The sequence below is a fragment of the Halopenitus persicus genome (assembly GCF_002355635.1).
Taxonomy (GTDB): domain Archaea; phylum Halobacteriota; class Halobacteria; order Halobacteriales; family Haloferacaceae; genus Halopenitus; species Halopenitus persicus_A.
Genome location: NZ_AP017558.1, coordinates 261,713 through 278,364, shown reverse-complemented (window position 1 = coordinate 278,364; position 16,652 = coordinate 261,713). Strand labels below are relative to the sequence as shown.

Annotated in this window: 14 protein-coding genes; 9 read left to right on the top strand and 5 right to left on the bottom strand. The window is 65.4% G+C overall.

The window, feature by feature from the left end; all coding sequences use genetic code 11:
* The first annotated feature begins 49 nt into the window (after window positions 1-49).
* Entirely contained in the window at window positions 50-1,246 is a 1,197-nt protein-coding gene (locus CPZ00_RS01285) for a sugar phosphate nucleotidyltransferase (RefSeq protein ID WP_096389012.1), read from the top strand.
* A gap of 2 nt (window positions 1,247-1,248) precedes the next feature.
* Window positions 1,249-3,078 (top strand): glutamine--fructose-6-phosphate transaminase (isomerizing), encoded by a 1,830-nt coding sequence (gene glmS / locus CPZ00_RS01280; RefSeq protein ID WP_096389011.1) that lies wholly within the window; start codon window positions 1,249-1,251, stop codon window positions 3,076-3,078.
* Window positions 3,079-3,151: 73 nt separating this feature from the next.
* Here glmS and CPZ00_RS01275 read toward each other — a convergent pair whose 3' ends face one another.
* Complete coding sequence (locus CPZ00_RS01275) at window positions 3,152-4,702, bottom strand: alkaline phosphatase family protein (RefSeq protein ID WP_096389010.1); 1,551 nt, start codon at window positions 4,700-4,702, stop codon at window positions 3,152-3,154.
* Between the two features lie 170 nt (window positions 4,703-4,872).
* Here CPZ00_RS01275 and CPZ00_RS01270 point away from each other — a divergent pair, with 170 nt between their 5' ends.
* The 4 genes from CPZ00_RS01270 (at window position 4,873) to CPZ00_RS01255 (ending at window position 7,987) form a co-directional block, all read left to right on the top strand.
* A complete protein-coding gene (locus CPZ00_RS01270) occupies window positions 4,873-5,547 on the top strand; it encodes a glycosyltransferase family 2 protein (RefSeq protein ID WP_096389009.1) in 675 nt (224 codons plus the stop codon).
* A gap of 95 nt (window positions 5,548-5,642) precedes the next feature.
* Window positions 5,643-6,026, top strand: a complete 384-nt coding sequence (locus CPZ00_RS01265; protein ID WP_199243375.1) for a DUF2304 domain-containing protein — start codon at window positions 5,643-5,645, stop codon at window positions 6,024-6,026.
* Window positions 6,019-6,957: a polysaccharide deacetylase family protein gene (locus CPZ00_RS01260; protein WP_096389008.1), complete on the top strand. Its 939-nt coding sequence runs from the start codon at window positions 6,019-6,021 to the stop codon at window positions 6,955-6,957. The genes CPZ00_RS01265 and CPZ00_RS01260 overlap by 8 nt, the downstream gene beginning before the upstream one ends.
* 1 nt (window position 6,958) lies before the next feature.
* On the top strand, window positions 6,959-7,987 hold the full coding sequence (locus tag CPZ00_RS01255; RefSeq protein ID WP_199243374.1) for a lysylphosphatidylglycerol synthase transmembrane domain-containing protein: 1,029 nt from the start codon (window positions 6,959-6,961) through the stop codon (window positions 7,985-7,987).
* Window positions 7,988-8,035: 48 nt separating this feature from the next.
* Here CPZ00_RS01255 and CPZ00_RS01250 read toward each other — a convergent pair whose 3' ends face one another.
* On the bottom strand, window positions 8,036-9,889 hold the full coding sequence (locus CPZ00_RS01250; RefSeq protein ID WP_096389006.1) for a glycosyltransferase family 39 protein: 1,854 nt from the start codon (window positions 9,887-9,889) through the stop codon (window positions 8,036-8,038).
* 157 nt (window positions 9,890-10,046) lie between these two features.
* The gene (locus CPZ00_RS01245) at window positions 10,047-11,501 is read right to left on the bottom strand and encodes an oligosaccharide flippase family protein (protein ID WP_096389005.1); all 1,455 of its coding nucleotides are present in this window, start codon (window positions 11,499-11,501) and stop codon (window positions 10,047-10,049) included.
* 150 nt (window positions 11,502-11,651) lie between these two features.
* Here CPZ00_RS01245 and CPZ00_RS16000 point away from each other — a divergent pair, with 150 nt between their 5' ends.
* Window positions 11,652-11,786 carry a hypothetical protein gene (locus tag CPZ00_RS16000; RefSeq protein WP_269845481.1) on the top strand — a complete coding sequence of 45 codons (135 nt, stop codon included), beginning with the start codon at window positions 11,652-11,654 and terminating at the stop codon, window positions 11,784-11,786.
* Between the two features lie 48 nt (window positions 11,787-11,834).
* Here the strand turns inward: CPZ00_RS16000 and CPZ00_RS01240 are convergent, their stop codons facing one another.
* The gene (locus CPZ00_RS01240; protein WP_096389004.1) at window positions 11,835-12,755 is read right to left on the bottom strand and encodes an NAD-dependent epimerase/dehydratase family protein; all 921 of its coding nucleotides are present in this window, start codon (window positions 12,753-12,755) and stop codon (window positions 11,835-11,837) included.
* 426 nt (window positions 12,756-13,181) lie between these two features.
* Here CPZ00_RS01240 and CPZ00_RS01235 point away from each other — a divergent pair, with 426 nt between their 5' ends.
* On the top strand, window positions 13,182-14,324 hold the full coding sequence (locus tag CPZ00_RS01235; protein ID WP_096389003.1) for a glycosyltransferase: 1,143 nt from the start codon (window positions 13,182-13,184) through the stop codon (window positions 14,322-14,324).
* An 84-nt stretch (window positions 14,325-14,408) separates the two neighbouring features.
* Here the strand turns inward: CPZ00_RS01235 and CPZ00_RS01230 are convergent, their stop codons facing one another.
* Window positions 14,409-14,951 carry a methyltransferase domain-containing protein gene (locus tag CPZ00_RS01230; protein WP_096389002.1) on the bottom strand — a complete coding sequence of 181 codons (543 nt, stop codon included), beginning with the start codon at window positions 14,949-14,951 and terminating at the stop codon, window positions 14,409-14,411.
* 188 nt (window positions 14,952-15,139) lie between these two features.
* On the opposite strand from CPZ00_RS01230, the gene CPZ00_RS01225 reads away from it, so the two are divergent.
* The gene (locus CPZ00_RS01225; protein ID WP_096389001.1) at window positions 15,140-16,618 is read left to right on the top strand and encodes a sulfatase; all 1,479 of its coding nucleotides are present in this window, start codon (window positions 15,140-15,142) and stop codon (window positions 16,616-16,618) included.
* The last annotated feature ends 34 nt before the right edge of the window (window positions 16,619-16,652 follow it).

Here is a 16,652-nt window from a genome sequence, read left to right as displayed (position 1 = left end):
GGGCGTCCGAGTCGTGAGGATTTATGCCGCGAGGTCGCCTCCCTCCGGTATGACCGACGACTCCGTGACCGCCGTGGTGTTGGCGGCCGGCGAGGGGCGGCGCCTGGAGCCGCTCACGAATCGGCGGCCGAAGCCGATGCTGCCCGTGGCCACCCGACCGATCCTCGAGTACGTGATCGACGCGATCCGCGGCGCCGGCATCGACCGGATCGTGCTGGTGGTGGGGTACCGCCAGGAGCGCATCCGGAACCACTTCGGCGACGGCGACGACTGGGGCGTGGACGTCGAATACGTCGAACAGGCCAACCAGCTCGGCACCGGCCACGCCCTCCTCCAGGCCGAGCCCGCCGTCGGCGACCGGTTCGTCGTGCTGAACGGCGACCGGATCGTCGATGCCGACGTCGTCAACCGCGTCCGCGAGGCGACCCGCGACGGGGACGCGCCCGTGATGACGGTGACCGACGTCGACCAGCCCCGCGAGTACGGCGTCGTCACCCTCGACGGCGCGGACCGCGTCACCGGGATCGCAGAGAAGCCCGAGGCTCCCGTCACCACGAGCCGTATCAACGCGGGCGTCTACGGCTTCACGGCGGACGTCTTCGACGCGATCCGTGAAACCTCGCCCACGGGCGAACTCGCGCTCACCGACACGCTCGACCGGATCGCGGACGAGAACTCGATCACGGCGATCGGCTACCGCGGGCGATGGCTCGACGTCTCGTACCTCTGGGACCTGTGCCGGGTCAACGCCTCCCTCGTCGGTGCCGACGAGCGGCCGGCGGACGACGCGAGCGGGCAGACAGCGGCGGCGGACGCCGAGTCCACCCCCGGAGTCGCCGACGACGTGGTCGTGGGTGCGGACGTCCGCCTCGGCCGGAACGCGGTCGTCGGCGGCGGAACCGCCCTCGGCGAGAACGTCACCGTGGGCCCGAACGCGGTCGTGGAGGGGTCGGTCGTGTTCCCGGACGCGGTCATCGAGGCCGGCGCGGTGGTTCGCGACGCGGTCGTCGCCGGAAACGCACGCGTCGGCGCCAACGCCACGATCGCGGGCGGCCGGGCGACCGTGGTCGTCGACGGGACGGTCCACGCGGACGTCACGCTCGGCGGCGTCGTGGGGGACAACGCGACCGTCGGCGGCGGCGCGACGCTCGTCCCCGGCACGGTCCTCGGGGACGCCTCGCGGATCGATCCGGGAGCTGTCGTGAGCGGGACGATCGAGCCGGACGCGGTCGTTCGGAGGGGGTAACGATGTGCGGGATCATCGGCTACGTCGGCGACGAGGCGGCGGCCCCGATCGTTTATCAGGGGCTCGAGAACCTGGAGTACCGCGGCTACGACTCCGCGGGGATCGCGCTCGTGAACGACGGCGGTGGCCTCACGGTGGCAAAGCGTTCGGGGGAGGTCTCGAACCTGACCGTCCCCGACGCGCCCGATGCCACCTGCGGGATCGGGCACACGCGCTGGAGCACCCACGGCCCGCCGACCGACGCGAACGCGCATCCCCACACCGACTGTACGGACTCGATCGCGGTCGTCCACAACGGGATCATCGAGAACCACGAGGAGCTGCGCGCGGAGCTCGACGCCCACGAGTTCACGAGCGACACCGACACCGAGGTCGTTCCGCATCTCCTCGAGGCGGCGCGCGCTGACGAGGCGGTCCCGGACCTCCGTGCCGCGCTCGAGCGCGTGATCGACCGGCTCGAGGGGAGTTACGCGGTCTGCGTCGTCGACCGGGAGGCCGACCGGATCGTCGCCGCCAGGGACGGCAGCCCGCTCGTGATCGGCCACGGCGAGGACGCGGCCTTCGTCGCCAGCGACGTGACCGCCTTCCTCGACCGCACCCGCGAGGTGACCTACCTCGAGGACGGCGACGTGGCGGACCTCTCGGCCGACGGCGACGTCGAGGTGTTCGCTGCCGGCGACGCCGCCGGATCCGAACCGGTCGACCGCGGCGTCGAGACGGTCGAGTGGGAGGCCGACGCGGCCGAGAAGGCCGGCTACGAGCACTACATGCGCAAGGAGATCCACGAGCAGCCCTCGGCGCTCCGGCAGACGATCTCGGGACGGATCGACATCGACCGGGGACGCGTCGACCTCGACGTCTCGTTCCCCCCGGGCTTTCTCGCCGATCTCGAGGAGATCCAGATCGTCGCCTGCGGAACCTCGAACTACGCGGGCCGGTACGCGGCGCGGCTCTTCGAGGACCTCGCCGGCGTGCGCGCGACCGTCGAGATCGCCAGCGAGTACGATTTCGGCGCCGGGCGGAGCCCCGACCGAACGCTCGTCGTCGCGGTCACCCAGAGCGGGGAGACCGCGGACACGCTCGGCGCGATCCGGCGCGCGAACGCCGCCGGCGCCAGGACGGTCGCGGTGACGAACACCCTCGGCAGCACCGTCACCCGCGAGGTCGACGACACCGCCTTCATCCGCGCGGGCCCGGAGATCGGCGTCGCGGCGACGAAGACGTTCGCCTCCCAGGTGGCGACGCTGTCGATGCTCGCGGTGGCCATCGGCCGGGAGCGCGGCGCCCTCGCCGCGGCCGACGCGCGGTCCGTCCTTGAGGACCTCCGCGGGCTGCCCGGCGCGGTCCAGCAGGTGCTCGACGCCGAGGACCGGGTTCGTGCGGCCGCCAGCGAGTACGGCGACGGCGAGGCGTTCTTCTTCGTCGGCCGGGATCTCGGCGTTCCCGTCGCCCTCGAGGGCGCGTTGAAGCTCAAGGAGATCTCCTACGACCACGCCGAGGGCTTCGCCGCCGGCGAGCTCAAACACGGCCCGCTCGCGCTCGTGACCGCCGACACGCCCGTCCTCGCCGTGCTGACCGCGGGCGGGCGGGCGTCGGAGACGATGAACAACGTCACCGAGGCACAAACACGCGGCGCGCCCGCGATCGGCTGTGTGTCCGCCGCCGACGAGTACGACACCCTGGACGTCTCCCTCCCGGTGCCCGACGTCGGAACCTTCGAGCCGCTCGTCGCGAACGTCCACCTCCAGCTGTTCGCCTACCACGTCGCGAACGACAACGGACGCCCGATCGACAAGCCGCGGAACCTGGCGAAGAGCGTCACGGTCGAGTAACCGTCGCGTTCGAACTCGTCCCTGTGGACACGAGGTGATCCATCGACTTCGGCCTCCGAATGCCCGGAGCGGATCACTCCATATACCCGAGCTGCGTGAGCCGGTCTTCGACCCCTGCCGTCACGTCCTCGCCGCTGGCGCGGTCCCAGGCGATCGGCTCGCGCGTCTCCGGTTCGGAGTCGCCGGCGACGATCGGTAGCACCTCCCCGTCCATATCCGAGGGAACCGCACAGCCGGCGGCCGTCAACAGGGTTGGCGCCATATCCAGGATGCTGATCCGGTCCAGTCGCCCGGCCGCCTCGAAGTCCGGTCCCGACGCCAGAAAGAGCCCGTTGCGGGTGTTCTCCGCCCGCCAGCGGTCCGGTCCGGATCGGACCGTGCCGCCGCCGATGCCGTCGTTGACGTGGACGCCGTCGCGCTGGTCGACGACGACGTCGGGTGCGCCGGGCTCGTCGAGGAACCGTCCCTCGTAGACTTCCTCGGCGCGGTAGACGCCGTCGAAGATCGGGCCGTGCTCGTCCGTGACGGCTTCGAGATCGGCGATCAGTTCCTCACGAACCGCCTCGCGGTCGAAGGCCGGGTTCAGGTAGATCGGTCCCTGCCCGCTGGCGACTGCCCGCGTTCGATCGAGGTCGACGGCGTCGAGCTTTCGGTCGCGTTTGAGCCCGGCGCTCTGCGGGACGAGCTTCTGGATCCGCTCGGGGACGAGGGTCGCCAGGAGGTCGACCGCGCCAAGCCGCTTGGCGACCGCGAGGGCGTGCTCCCGGTCGAGGCCGACGCGCTGGAGGGCGCCGTCGACGGTGCGTTCCCGGGCCTGGTAGCCGTTCTCGGCCAGCCACTCGTTGATGTAGAACTCGGTCGTGGTCGGCCCGCAGCCGTGGTCGGACATCAACACGAGGTTCGTGTCCTCCATATCGGCGATCCGGCCGACCCACTCGTCGACGACCTCGTAGGCGCGTTTCGTCGGCTCGTCGTTCCAGAAGAAGTGCTGGAGGACGTTGAGGTAGAAGAGGGTGACGTGGACGAACTCGAGGTCCTCCTCCTCGAGGAGCGTGGTCGCGACCTCGAGGCGTGTGTCCAGCAGCTCGAGGATGGCGTCGACCTCGGCGCCCGTCTCCTCGTTCGAGGAGAGGAGCGGGTCGGGATGAACCCGGTAGTCGAAGCGCTCCTCGAGCTCCTCGGCGAGCCCGTCGGGCGTGGCGTAGCCGCCGTCGATCGACCGGTACTCCCCCTCGACGGCGTCCGGGCCGCCCGCGACGATGGGACCGTCGATGTCGCGGGGCGGATACATCGTCGGCATGTTGACCACGCCGGCGCGTTTCCCCTCGTCGGTGAGGTAGTCCCAGATCTCGGGGGTCTCGAAGTCGCCGCCGTTCGTGACGTCGATCGTGCCCGCCTCGAGGTCGACTCGCTCGAACCAGAAGACGCCGAGCTTGCCGGGGTTCTTCCCCGCCGAGTAGCACTTCCAGTTCGGAAAGGTGACCGGCGGGAGGCAACTCTCCGTCTCGGCGTACGCGCTCTCCTCGCGCAGCGCGGCGAGGTTCGGGAGATCGCCGCCGTCGATCCACGGCTCCAGCAGGTCCCAGTTGCTCCCGTCGAGTCCGACGACGACCGTTCTGCTCATGGATCCGCCCACTCGATCGACTCACAAGTCGCTTTCGTCGTCGTCCTCACGCGTCCCGCACGTCCTCACGGGCCCCGCACGTCCTCACGCGTCCCGCTCCGGTCGGTTCCCTGCCTGCGGTCCGTGCCGGAGCGATATCCCTAAGTGGGGCCCGCCGATTCCCTCCACCAGTGCGAACCGTCGCCGTTCTCCCCGCCTACGACGAAGCCGAGACCATCGGTCCGGTCATCGAGGGCACGCGCGAACACGTCGAGGAGGTCGTCGTCGTCGACGACGGCTCCAGCGACGCGACCGCCGCGATCGCTCGCGACCACGGTGCGACCGTCATCGAACACGTGTTCAACACGGGCGTCGGCGGCGCCGTCAGGACCGGCTACCAGTACGCGATCCGCAACGACTACGAGTTCGTCCTGCAGATCGACGGGGACGGGCAACACGATCCCACCCACATCCCCCGACTGTTGGAGGCGGCTGCGGATCACGATATGGTGATCGCGAGCCGCTACCTCAACGAAAGCTTCGAGGAGTACGGCGCCGTCCGGCGGCTCGGGATCAGCTTCTTCACGTCGGTCGTGAACGTCCTCGGCGGCGTCGACATCACCGACGTGACCAGCGGGTTCCGGGTGTATCGCGTCGGCGCCCTGCGGGAGATCCTCCACCGCTCGGACCGACACTGGGCGGTCGAACAGACGCTCGACGCGGCCAAACGGGACCAGCGGATCACGGAGGTCTCGGTCGCGATGCCGATCCGCGAGCAGGGCGATTCACAGTTCTCGTTCGACACGTTCGTCCTCTATCCGCTCCGGATGATCGATGTCGTGTTGCGCGTCCTGCTGTTCCGGTGATCCACATATGACAGCTCTGCATCGCCAATATTCACGTATGACCGCCCGCACCGTCTATATTCACGTATGACCGCCCGCACCGTCCATACCCACCCATGATCGGCTTCACCTTCGACTACTCGCTCGTTAACGTCGTGGCGCTGGTCGTCGGCCTGCTGTTCCTCGCGAACGGCTACTACCTCGTCAGGACGGGCCGGGAGGCAGTCGCGGTGTTCGTCCTCTCGGTGATCGTGGGGAGTGGCCTCGTCTTCGTCGCGGCGTTCCCGACCGCCTTCGACGCCGTCGCGCGACTGCTGGGACTCGAGCTGCGAGCGCGGGCGATCCTCGTCGTCTCGAACCTCACGCTGTTCGCGCTCGTCATCTATCTCCTGAACCGGATCGGGACGCTCTACGACCGCGTCTCGCGACTGAACGAACGGCTGAGCCTCCTCGACGCCGAGATGGACGACCGGGACGGAAACAACGGCGACCATGAGTGATCGTCGCACCGGCGGACGGGACGACGATGACGCGAGCAGCGATGGCGCGGACCTCCACGATGGCGCGGACGCCCACGATCGCGCGGTCCTCTCGATCGACGTCGAACTGTTCAGACACACGCCCGCGTTCCGAAATGCCGCCGGAGCGCTTGCCGATCCGAGCCTGGGACTGGCGGGCGCACGATTCCTCCAGGAGGCGTTCACGCGCCACGACGCCGCGACGACCGCGTTCGTGGTCTCCGAGATCGCCGACGAGCACCCCGACGCGGTCGCCGCGTTCGCCGACGCCGGTCACGAAATCGGGTCCCACACCCACACGCACCGCCTGCTGACGGACCTGTCCCCCGATCGGCGGCGCGAAGAGATCGCCCGGTCGAAGGAGCGTCTCGAGGCCGTGACGGGGACCGACGTCTCCGGGTTTCGTGCCCCGGCGTTCGATTTCGGCCCGGATCATTTCAACCAGCTCGCGGCGGCCGGGTACGACTACGACGCGAGTGTGGTCTCCTGTCGGTGGATCCCCGGCTGGTACGGCGGCGAGTACGATCTCCATCGCCCCGCGATCGCGACCGCCGTCGACCCCGACGCGCCCGGCGGGATCACGGAGGTCCCGACCGCGGTGTTCCCGGGGATCGGCCTGCCGCTGACCGGCACGTGGCTCCGGTTCTTCGGGGTCCGGTACACGATCTGGGGGATGCGCCTTCTTGCCCGGCGCGGGATCGCTCCGGTGTTGTACGTCCATCCGTGGGAACTCGTCGACCTGCCGGACGTCGACGGGGTGCCGGCGCGCGTCACGGTTCGGACCGGCGACTGGATGCGCCGGGCCGTCGACCGGATCCTCGGGACCGACTTCGAGTTCGTCACGATCCGTGACGTGCTCGCGGACGCCGGTTTCGATGCCGACCGTGAGAGGGACCCGAACGAGGTGGCCTGACGTGTTCGATCGCTCCCGCCGGGATCTGGCGATCGCCGCGTTGCAGTACGGGCTGGGGCTCGTCGCGCTGGCGTGGGTGCTGTCGCAGATCGAGTTCGGGACGGTCCTCGGTCACCTCGGCGGACTCGGCTCGGGGGCGCTCGCGACGATCGTCGCGGTCTCGGTCCTCGGCCTCCTCGGCCGCGTGTACTCCTGGCAGGTGCTGATGGCCCGCGTCGGCGCGGGGTCGTTCCGCGCGGCAGCCAGCGTCGACCTCGCGGTGTACTTCCTCAACCAGCTGCTCCCCTCGCGGCTCTCGGGACGCGTGGCCGCGCCCTTCGTCCTCCGGAGCCGGACCGGGATGGCGTACGCCGACGGCGCCTCCGTCGCGGGCGTCCACACCGGGATCTACGCCGTGCTGTACGGCGCCGTCGCCGCGGTCGGCGTGGTCGCCGCGGCCCCCCGGCTCCCGGGCGGGATCCTCCTGCTGCTCGCGCTCTCGACCGGGCTCTACCTCGCGGCCGGCGGAGCGGTGTTGCTCGCCGGGATCAACCTCCCCCTGCTCGACCGGCTCGTCGATGTGCTCGAGGCGCTCGTCGGTCGGATTCCACGCGTGGGAGCCGCGGCCGCCGACCGCGTCGGGGGGCTGCGCGAGTTCACCGCCGCCGCCAGCACCTCCTTCCGCCGGCTCGCGGTCGATCCCGGTCTCTGGGCGAAGTACGCCCTCGGCTGGACCGCCTTCGCCGTCGTCGCGCCCGGGGGCCGCGTGCTGGTGCTGCTGGCGGCGTTCGGCGCGCCCTTCGAGCCGGCCCTCCTCCTGCCCCTCTACCTGGTCGCGGCCTACAGCGTGACGCTGCTCCCCCTGACGCCCGGCGGGATCGGCGTCACCGAGGCGACGACGACCGTGGTGTTCGTCGCGCTGGGCGTTCCTGAGGGGATCGCGGCGTCCGTGGTGCTTTTAGACCGGTTCCTCGGCGTCTACCTCCCCGCGCTGGCCGGGTGGTATCCCGCGGCGTCGCTGGATCGGGAGGCGCTGACGACCGGGGAGTGAGCGCCCCGTCGGGCAGCGCCCGTCGCCTCAAGCGAGCCGCCCCGCGTCTCACAGCGGCGGGTTCCGGGTGCTCTCGCACTCGCCGGTCCGTTCGAGGATCAGGGTGTACTGGTTCGCCCGCAGCTCCTGTTCGTCCGCGTACTGGTCCGTCTGGGGAACGACGCCGTACCGGAGCAGGTCGGTGGCTGACCCGGGCGTCGCGCGGTCCGGGATGAAGCCCGGCGGACGTGGCCCGAACTCGGCGGCGATCGCGTAGTTCGTCTCGCCACCGAGCAGGTCCTCGACGTAGGCCCCGGTGTGCCCGTCGTTGCGGTAGTAGGTTCCCTCGCTTAAGAACAGCAGATCTCGGTAGCCGAGCTGGATGTAGGCCGGACAGTGCACCGCCTCCTCCTCGGAGAGCCCGACGTGATTCACCCGCATCCCGTAGGGAACCGCGGTGTCCTGGAAGTCGACGCGGTAGGTCTCGACGGTGTCGTTCGCCCCGGCCTCCGCGACCAGCCAGTCCTCGGCGTTGTCACGAGGCATGTCCGCGTATCCCGCGACGCCGACGCCCGCGTAGGCGCCGCTCGTGATCAGCAGGACCGCGATCAGGGGACGAGCGATCGACGGCCGGGCCTCGCGCAGGGCGTGAAGGCGCTCGCCGAGCAGGAGCGCGATCAGCGGGAACGTCGGCAGCAGGTGATGGACGCGGAAGTCGTGCCACCCCGAAAAGAGGAGGAGATAGCCGACCAGCGCGGCGAGCACCAGGGCGGTCGCGTCGACGCCCTCGCGCCGGGTTCGGAGCGAGGCGACGCTTGCGAGAACCCCGAGGAGGCCCCCAAGGAACAGCGGGAGCGAGAGTCCGCTCAAGTACCCTCGCAGGAACCACCACCAGATGGGCGCGTCGGGGCCGGTGGTGTGAGTCGCCCGCGCGGTCGATCCGACGGCGATCCGATCGACCACAAGCCCGATCTCCCCGACGAGGGCGGTCGGGAAGCCGAGGAGGATGCAGCCGGCGCCCGCGAGCGCGCCGCCGACGAACAGACGTGGGCGCCACAGGACCTCCCGCCAGTCGCCGTCGGAGCCGCCGGAGTCACCGCTGTCGTCGCCACCGGAGTCATCGCCGCCGTCGCTGCCACCGGAGTCAGCGACGTATCGTGCCCGGAGCAGGTACGCGGCGCCGACCACGAGGACGACCGGTGCCGCGGTGAGCTTGAACGCGATCGCGACCCCGCCGGCGGCGCCCGCGAGGACGAACAGGGTGCGGTCGTCGGTCCGGACGTAGCGCAGCCCCAGATACAGCGCGAGCAGGACGAAGAAGAGCGCGGGCATGTCCTCGCCGCCCTCGTGGGCGATCGTGAGGAAGCCGAACGTGAGGGTCAACAGGAGTGCCGAGAGGTTTCCGGCGATCCGACCGTGTGCAGTCGTCCCGATCCGGTAGGTGAGGTAGACGCACGCGACCGCGAACGCGACGTTCGCGAGCCTGACGAGGAGGATTGACCAGGTCCAGATCCACTCCGGCACCGACTGCCAGGCAGCATAGAAGCCGAACTCGTCGCTCGGGAAGCCGAGGCCGGCGATCGACCCGAGGTCGCCGAGCAGCCACGCCGCGAGCACGACCGGCAACAGCACCACGGCGTAGAGGTGGAACGTCGCGCCGAAGGGAACGCGGCTCCACGCGACGCCCTCCCGCAGCGACTCGGCGGTCGGCTCATCGAGGACGCGCCCGTAGGCCACGAGCACGTCGAGGATCCGGCTCTTCTCGTCGCGCGTCGCGAAGTTCGGCACGCGGTGGTGGATCCAGAACCCGCAGAGCACGACCGCAAGCAGGAGAACGTACGGGAGGGAGGGGTCCTCGCGGAGGTCCGATCGGACTTGGCGCCACGCCCGAGCGGGGAGGTCACGAAGGCGAGACCGCGTCATACTTGGCCGATATACACGGGATGGGAAAGGTCTGTTCCGTTGCGGCGACGGGAGCCGAATGAGGTATCGACCGGATCTTCGGCGTGATTGCACCTCGGAGAGACTGTCGGTTCGGAACGGGCCATTCGACGGGATTCGTCCGCTCGGGAGTGTCGTTTCAGATCGGGATCTCGACCGGCGAGTTGTTCCGGATGACCGTTCGGAACCGGGACGAGATGGCGTACAACACCACGAAGTAGACGGCAGCGCCCGTTCCTGCTACCACGATGACCGAGACATCGTTTCTCGAGAAAATCCCGTATACCGAATCGGCGCGAAGGATCCCCGACACCACCACTCCCATACACCCGGCCGCCGCCCACTGGCGGAGGATCGTCCCGATCGGGACCGCGACGTCGATCTGCTGCCGGAGGTAGTGGGCGGCCCCGACCAGGCCGACCGTCGCCGAGACGACGGTCGCGACCGCGGCGCCGACCCAGCCGTACTGGGACACCAACACGAGGTTGAGCGCCGCGTTCCCGCCGATGAAGACCGCGTTCACCCGGAACGAGAGGTCGGGGCGGTCGATCGCGTTGAGGGCGTTGGTGAACTGCATCTGGTAGTCGTAGATGTGGACCGAGAGGATGAGCAGCCCCAACACCGCCGTGCCCTGCACGAACTCCGACCCGTAGATCCGGAGCAGCCGATCGCCGATCAGGACGCCACCGACGAGTCCCGGGATCAGGATGAGTCCGCCGAACGCGAGCATGTCCGAGACCAGACTCCGGATCTGGTCGGTGTCGTCCTCGGCGGCGAGCTTGCTGATCTCCGGGAACATCGACGTCCGGATCGACGTCCCGAAGACGTTGAGAAACGACGCGATGTTCCACGCGATCGTGTAGATCCCGATCAGGTTCGAGGGGACGAACAGTCCGAGCACGACGACGTCGACCCAGTTGAACGAGCGCCCCCTGACGCCGCCGAGCCAGGAGTATTTCGCGTACGAGAGGAGGCGCTCGACGTGTCGGTAGCTCCAGTCGTTGAGGGAAGGTCGTTCCTCGAGCGACCGGTACACGATCGTGAGGCCGAGGAGGGACGCGATCAGTATCCCGACCGCCAACCCGCCGACGAGGCCGAGCAGTTCGTAGCCCAGGTAGACGGCCCCAACCTGTAGAATGACCCGGACCACCGTTCGAACCGTCGAGATACCGGCGATGTACTGTACCAATCGTTGTCCCTTCAGGATCGCGGACGTGTAGCCGTTGAGGAGTTCGACGAGGACGAGAAGGGCCAGGATAAGTGGTGCGTCGGGATGGCCGACGTAGGCCTCGATCCGTCCCTGAAGCACCCAGATCCCGGCCAACAGAATGACGGTAAGCGCCCCGATGACGAGCGCACCGGTCACCAGGTATCCACCCGAGCCGTCACCTTCGCTGATCCGCTTCGAGAGGGCGCCGCCGACGCCCATCTCTCCGGCCAGTTTCAGCCAAGAGACGAGCGCAAGGATGAGGAAATAGACGCCGAGCGTCCCCGCACCGAGGACACGCGCGAAATAGAGTGTCGCCAGGAACCCCGTCGCCGAGACGACGATCTTCGAGAGGAAGTAGACGAACGAGGTTTGGCCGATTCGCATTTCGTGTGGGGTGGATGGCCGGACACGACATTAAGCCGTTGTTCGAGAACTGCCGGACGGGTATGGGTACCCACAACCGGCGTTTCCGATCCGATACCACAGTGCTTTGCAGTCACAAGACATACATAATCCCCATCGAAAGGACGCGTGATGACGACGGTGAGCGCCCTCCCGAACGTACAGTGTCCGCGCTGTGACTGTCCCTTCGAGACCGACGAGCACAAGGGACGGGACGCCCTGGTTTGTCCCGCCTGTGAGAAGTTGGGGCTCGTTCTGTTCGACTGATCGGCGTTTCTTCGACGATCGAGGACGGTCGATCGCGACCGTGTTCTCTCACTCCTCGGTCAGGTACGGTTCACACACCAACCCGACGCCCTCCTCGAAGTCGATCTCGGGCTCCCAGCCGGTGGCCTGGCGGAATTTCGAGTAGTCCGCCATCGTGTCGTGAACGTAGTCGTCGAAGGGACATTCGATGTATTCCGGATCGATGTCGGTTCCCAGCGCGTCGTTGATCATCGCGACCATCTCGTTGAACGAGTAGGCCTCCTCTGTGCCGACGTTGTAGACCCCCGTGAGCTCGTGGTCGGCCGCAAGCTCACAGGCACGAGCGACGTCCGAGACGTGCGTGAAGTCACGCGTCTGGGTGCCGTCGCCGAACAGCTTCGGAGTCTCGCCGTTCGCGATGGCGTCCGCGAACTGCGCGACCGTGTTTGCGTACTCGCCCTTGTGTGCCTCGTTGCCGCCGAAGCCTTGGTAGACCGAGAAGAACCGGAGGCCGGCCATATTCATCCCGTGGTGGTTGGCGTAGTACTCCGCGTAGCGCTCGCGGGCGAGTTTCGAGGCCTCATAGGCGGTCTCTGCCTCGACGTCCATACTCTCGGGCGAGGGCTCGGTTCGGCTCCCGTAGATCGAGGAGGTGGAGGCGTAGACAACGGTCTCACACCCTTCCGTGCGGGCGCGCTCGACGGCGTTGACGAATCCCTCAACGTTGACCCGGCAGCCGCGCTGGGGATTCTCCTCGTGCATATTCCGCGAGGAGAGCGCGGCGAGGTGGAAGAGGACGTCGACGTCCGCGGGATAGTCATCGTCGAGGACCGAAGCCTCGACGAACTCGACGTCGGAATCGAGGTTCTCGGGGGTGCCGAGGTAGATGTCGTCGACCGCGATCACGTCGTTGTTCTCGGCGAGACGGTTGGCGAGGTTCGACCCGATGAAGCCCGCGCCGCCCGTGACGAGGACGCGCTGGTTCTGCATAGATGTTGGTCATCAAGGGAAGAGGATTATCGCTTCGGTTCGAATTGGCTACTGGCTACGATCACGAGCACACTTCGTCGATACCACGATCGCGATGCTATTCCGAGCTTCGACTCAGTCGAACTGGACTCGAGTGGTGAGTGGCCGGCGGGCAAGTCCAAGTGAGTCAATCCCGCGGATGGCATCGATTCGCTGGCGCTGTTCGCGGTGGACGTGCGATGATGTTCCGTCAACGGCGAAAACATATTGGATGCTGGCGTCGTAGAGACCTGTCTCAGTTGGTGATCTTGACGGCCTCGTTTGTGTGGCACGAACGCGGACACGCTCTCGTAGTCGGTCAATATGACGTGGATGGAGGAGCACAAACGGTTTGGCTTCGGACCGGTGCCGGAGGGATTTTTACCTCGACGTGTCTATTGCTGCCGTATGAACGCGCTCGTAGTAGCTGCGCTCGCGCTCCTCGTGGTGACTACCACACCCTACGTGGGCTACCTCGCGCTGTACGCGTGGGTTCAACCGGCGGGGTCACCCGCGGACAAGCAGGACTGGGAGCCAGACGTGAGTATTGTCCTCCCGACGTACAACGAGGCACAGATCGTCGAAACGAAACTCGATGATCTTCTGAAACTTGACTACCCGATGGAGAAAGTGGAGCTGGTGGTCGTCGACTCCTCGACAGACGACACCCGGGGGATCATTCGGGAGTACTTCGAGGACTTAGATGCGCCAGAGTTGGTGTTGCTGGAGGAGGACAAGCGCCGTGGCCTCGCGCCAGCGCTCAACGACGCCTACGCGGCCGCGTCGAAGGAGGTGGTTGTAAAGACGGATTGCGACTCGAAGCTTCCGCCGGATGTACTGCGAGAGGCCGCAGCGAATCTCGCCGATGATGATATCAATGCAGTGACTGGACGGAACGTCGAAGTGCTCGGCGGCAGCGAGGTCGAATCTGGCTATCGAGGCGTACAGAGCCATATCCAGCAATTGGAGTCTCATTTGGACTCGACTCTCATCTTCCACGGCCCGTTCTCCGCATTTAAGAACGATGCTCTACTTCCTATTGACCCGAACTCGCTGGCCGACGACACCGAGCTCGCGCTGAAAATTCGCCGGCAGGGTGGGCGCGTGGTTTTCGATCCCGCTGTGACGTATATGGAAGCCAGCTTCTCGGACTTCGTGAAACGTCGTAAGCAGAAGGATCGGCGTGGGATGGGCCTGATTCGGCTACTAGTCCAGCACCGCGATGCGCTCGGGAAGTACGGGAAATATGGGCAGGTCGTGCTCCCGTTCAACTGGTGGTTTATGATCGTCTCACCCTGGCTGCTCGCCGCGACGCTCGTGATCGGGATTGGAGCTGCCATATCAGTGTTCGGCGTCGTGGGGGTCGCGTTTCCTGCCGCTGTGTGTGTGTTCGCGTACCTCGGCCAAAGCGACAGACTTGGGCCGTTCCAGCCGTTTTACTCAATCTCCGACACACAGGTGTCACTGCTGCGGGCAAGTGTCGAACTGCTGCGTGGGAAGACTGACGGCACGTGGGAGGTCGACTCCGAGCTGCGGGAGGCGTTCGAGTAACTCTCCTGTTGTACGTACCCCACGCTCATATTGATGGTATTGAACTACACATATATGCGATAGAGATATGACCAACGTCCGCAACTACTGGATTGTTGCCCAGAATTCCACTTCGCCGCTAACAAATGGAATCTTCACGATTTCGCTCGAGATGGATCCGCTCGATATCGTGAAGTGCAGGCGGAGTCGTTCCCGCAGGAACAGCGGAAACGACAGATTTGCCTTGGCACTAACATTCCACTTTAACTTAGGAAAATATTCCTCGAGATTTCCTGTGAAATACTCGACAATATCAGGTGTCCATCCGCCGGTACCTTGATGGGTAGGATCCGTCGCCGCCTGCCAAGTTCCAGTATGTGGTACAATAACGTGGAATCGTCCACCTTTTTGCACGACACGATCAACTTCCTCAAAGATGTGTCCGATCGACTCCGGTGATACGTGCTCAACGACATGATTCGCAATCACCATATCGATTGAATCATTACCGACAGGCCACTCGTCGGCTCCGATATCGATACCACTGTAGTCGATGTGTTCGAGATCATCCCGAATGTCTAATGTTTCTGTCGCGCGAGAATCCGGTGATTGTCCTGCACCGATTTCTAAGATCCTCTCCTCTACCATTGCCACTAAAGACCGGCTACGGTCACATAAATCCTGAGAGTGAACGCGGGTCGTGTTTAGTTAAGAATGAAGGGTGAGGCGGAGTAATTTCTTGGTGCCTATGCCAGAAATCACACGCCTCACTTTCCACCCGTAACTCAATATGATGGTCGAAGCGTTGAATAACTTGACGTTTACTATTGAAATTAATGAAACCAAACATCGTTTTCATCCTCTTGGACACGGCGAGGGCATCGAATCTTTCTTGTTATGGGTACGACCGTGAGACGAGCCCTTTCATAGACTCACTCGCCGATAGCGGTGTCCGGTACGACCGCGCGTTCGCGAACTCTATCTACAGTCTTCCGTCGTACGGGTCGATATTCACGGGCCAGTATCCCAGCGATCACGGGGCGGTCGACTGGAACAAGCGAATCACAGAGAACACGCTCGTCGAGGGTTTGAATGACCGTGGATACTCGACACACGCGGTGTCAACACATCTTGTATCCGGTGATTTCGGGGTGGCAGATGCGTTCGACAGCGTAGACGTGCCGTTCGTTTCCTCACGGGACCTTCCGTTCGACGAGGATCCAGTAGCCGAGCAAATGGCCGAGAAGGCGAACAAGGAGGGATTCGATTCGGAACGCGAGAAGTACACGTACTTCTTGAAGACTGTAGCACACCACCCGTCGCCGAAGAGTCTCGTGAACGGCGCCGCGCAGTTGTATCGGAAACTGCGGAAGGATTACGGATACTGGCAGGACGACGGCGCGAGTACCGCGCTTGATAGTGCACGGGATATTGTTCGTAGTGCGGACGAACCATTCTTCATATTCGCCAATTTCGTAGAGACACACGATCCGTACCGGCCGCCACGCGGATACATTCGTGAGTTTATGCCGGATGACGTATCCTTCGACGAGATACGGAACGCTCTGGACTACTCGTCAGTGCGTGCGTGCTTCGGGTTAGACGAGATAACGGATCGCGACCGAATCATCCTGCAGGCGCTGTATGACGCGGAGATACGGTACCTCGATGACCAACTTCGAGAGTTCGACGTGTTCCTCCGGGACGAGGGAGTCCGTAACGATACGGTGCTACTTATTCTATCTGACCACGGCGACTTCTTCGGAAATGCGGATCTTTGGGGCCACCAAGGTCGCGTATACAACGATGTCTGTCACGTCCCACTTATTATCGACTATCCGTGGACAAACGTTGAAGTTGAGGGTGAGGTCGCGGAGCTCCGCCAGCTCTGCTCTCATCTCCAGTCGGTAGCGGAGGGAGATGAAAAGACGCTTTCACCCAGCGGTGAGGCGATCGTCGAATACTACGGGATAGATACGCAGTTGTCGTATGAGCCTTGGGAGGTGTTTGAAGGCGTCAGCGAGACTGAGTGGGCGAGCTATCAGGTCGCGCTCGTCGACGATACCTACAAACTCATTTGGGATGCGACAGATCGGGTCGAACTCTACGATATGCAGACAGATTTCTGGGAGATTACCGACCTCGCAGCCGACAAGCAGAACGTGGTCGAAGCATACAAGAAACGCCTCGAAACGATGGTGGGGACTCCGAGAGAGAACCACGACGCGTATCGGGCTGGCAGCGCAGGCGAGGAGAGAACTGAGCAAAGCGAGGCGGTTCAGGAACGACTTCGCGAACTTGGTTACATAGAGTGAAGACAGATATAGTACTCACCCCTTAGGCCTGTGA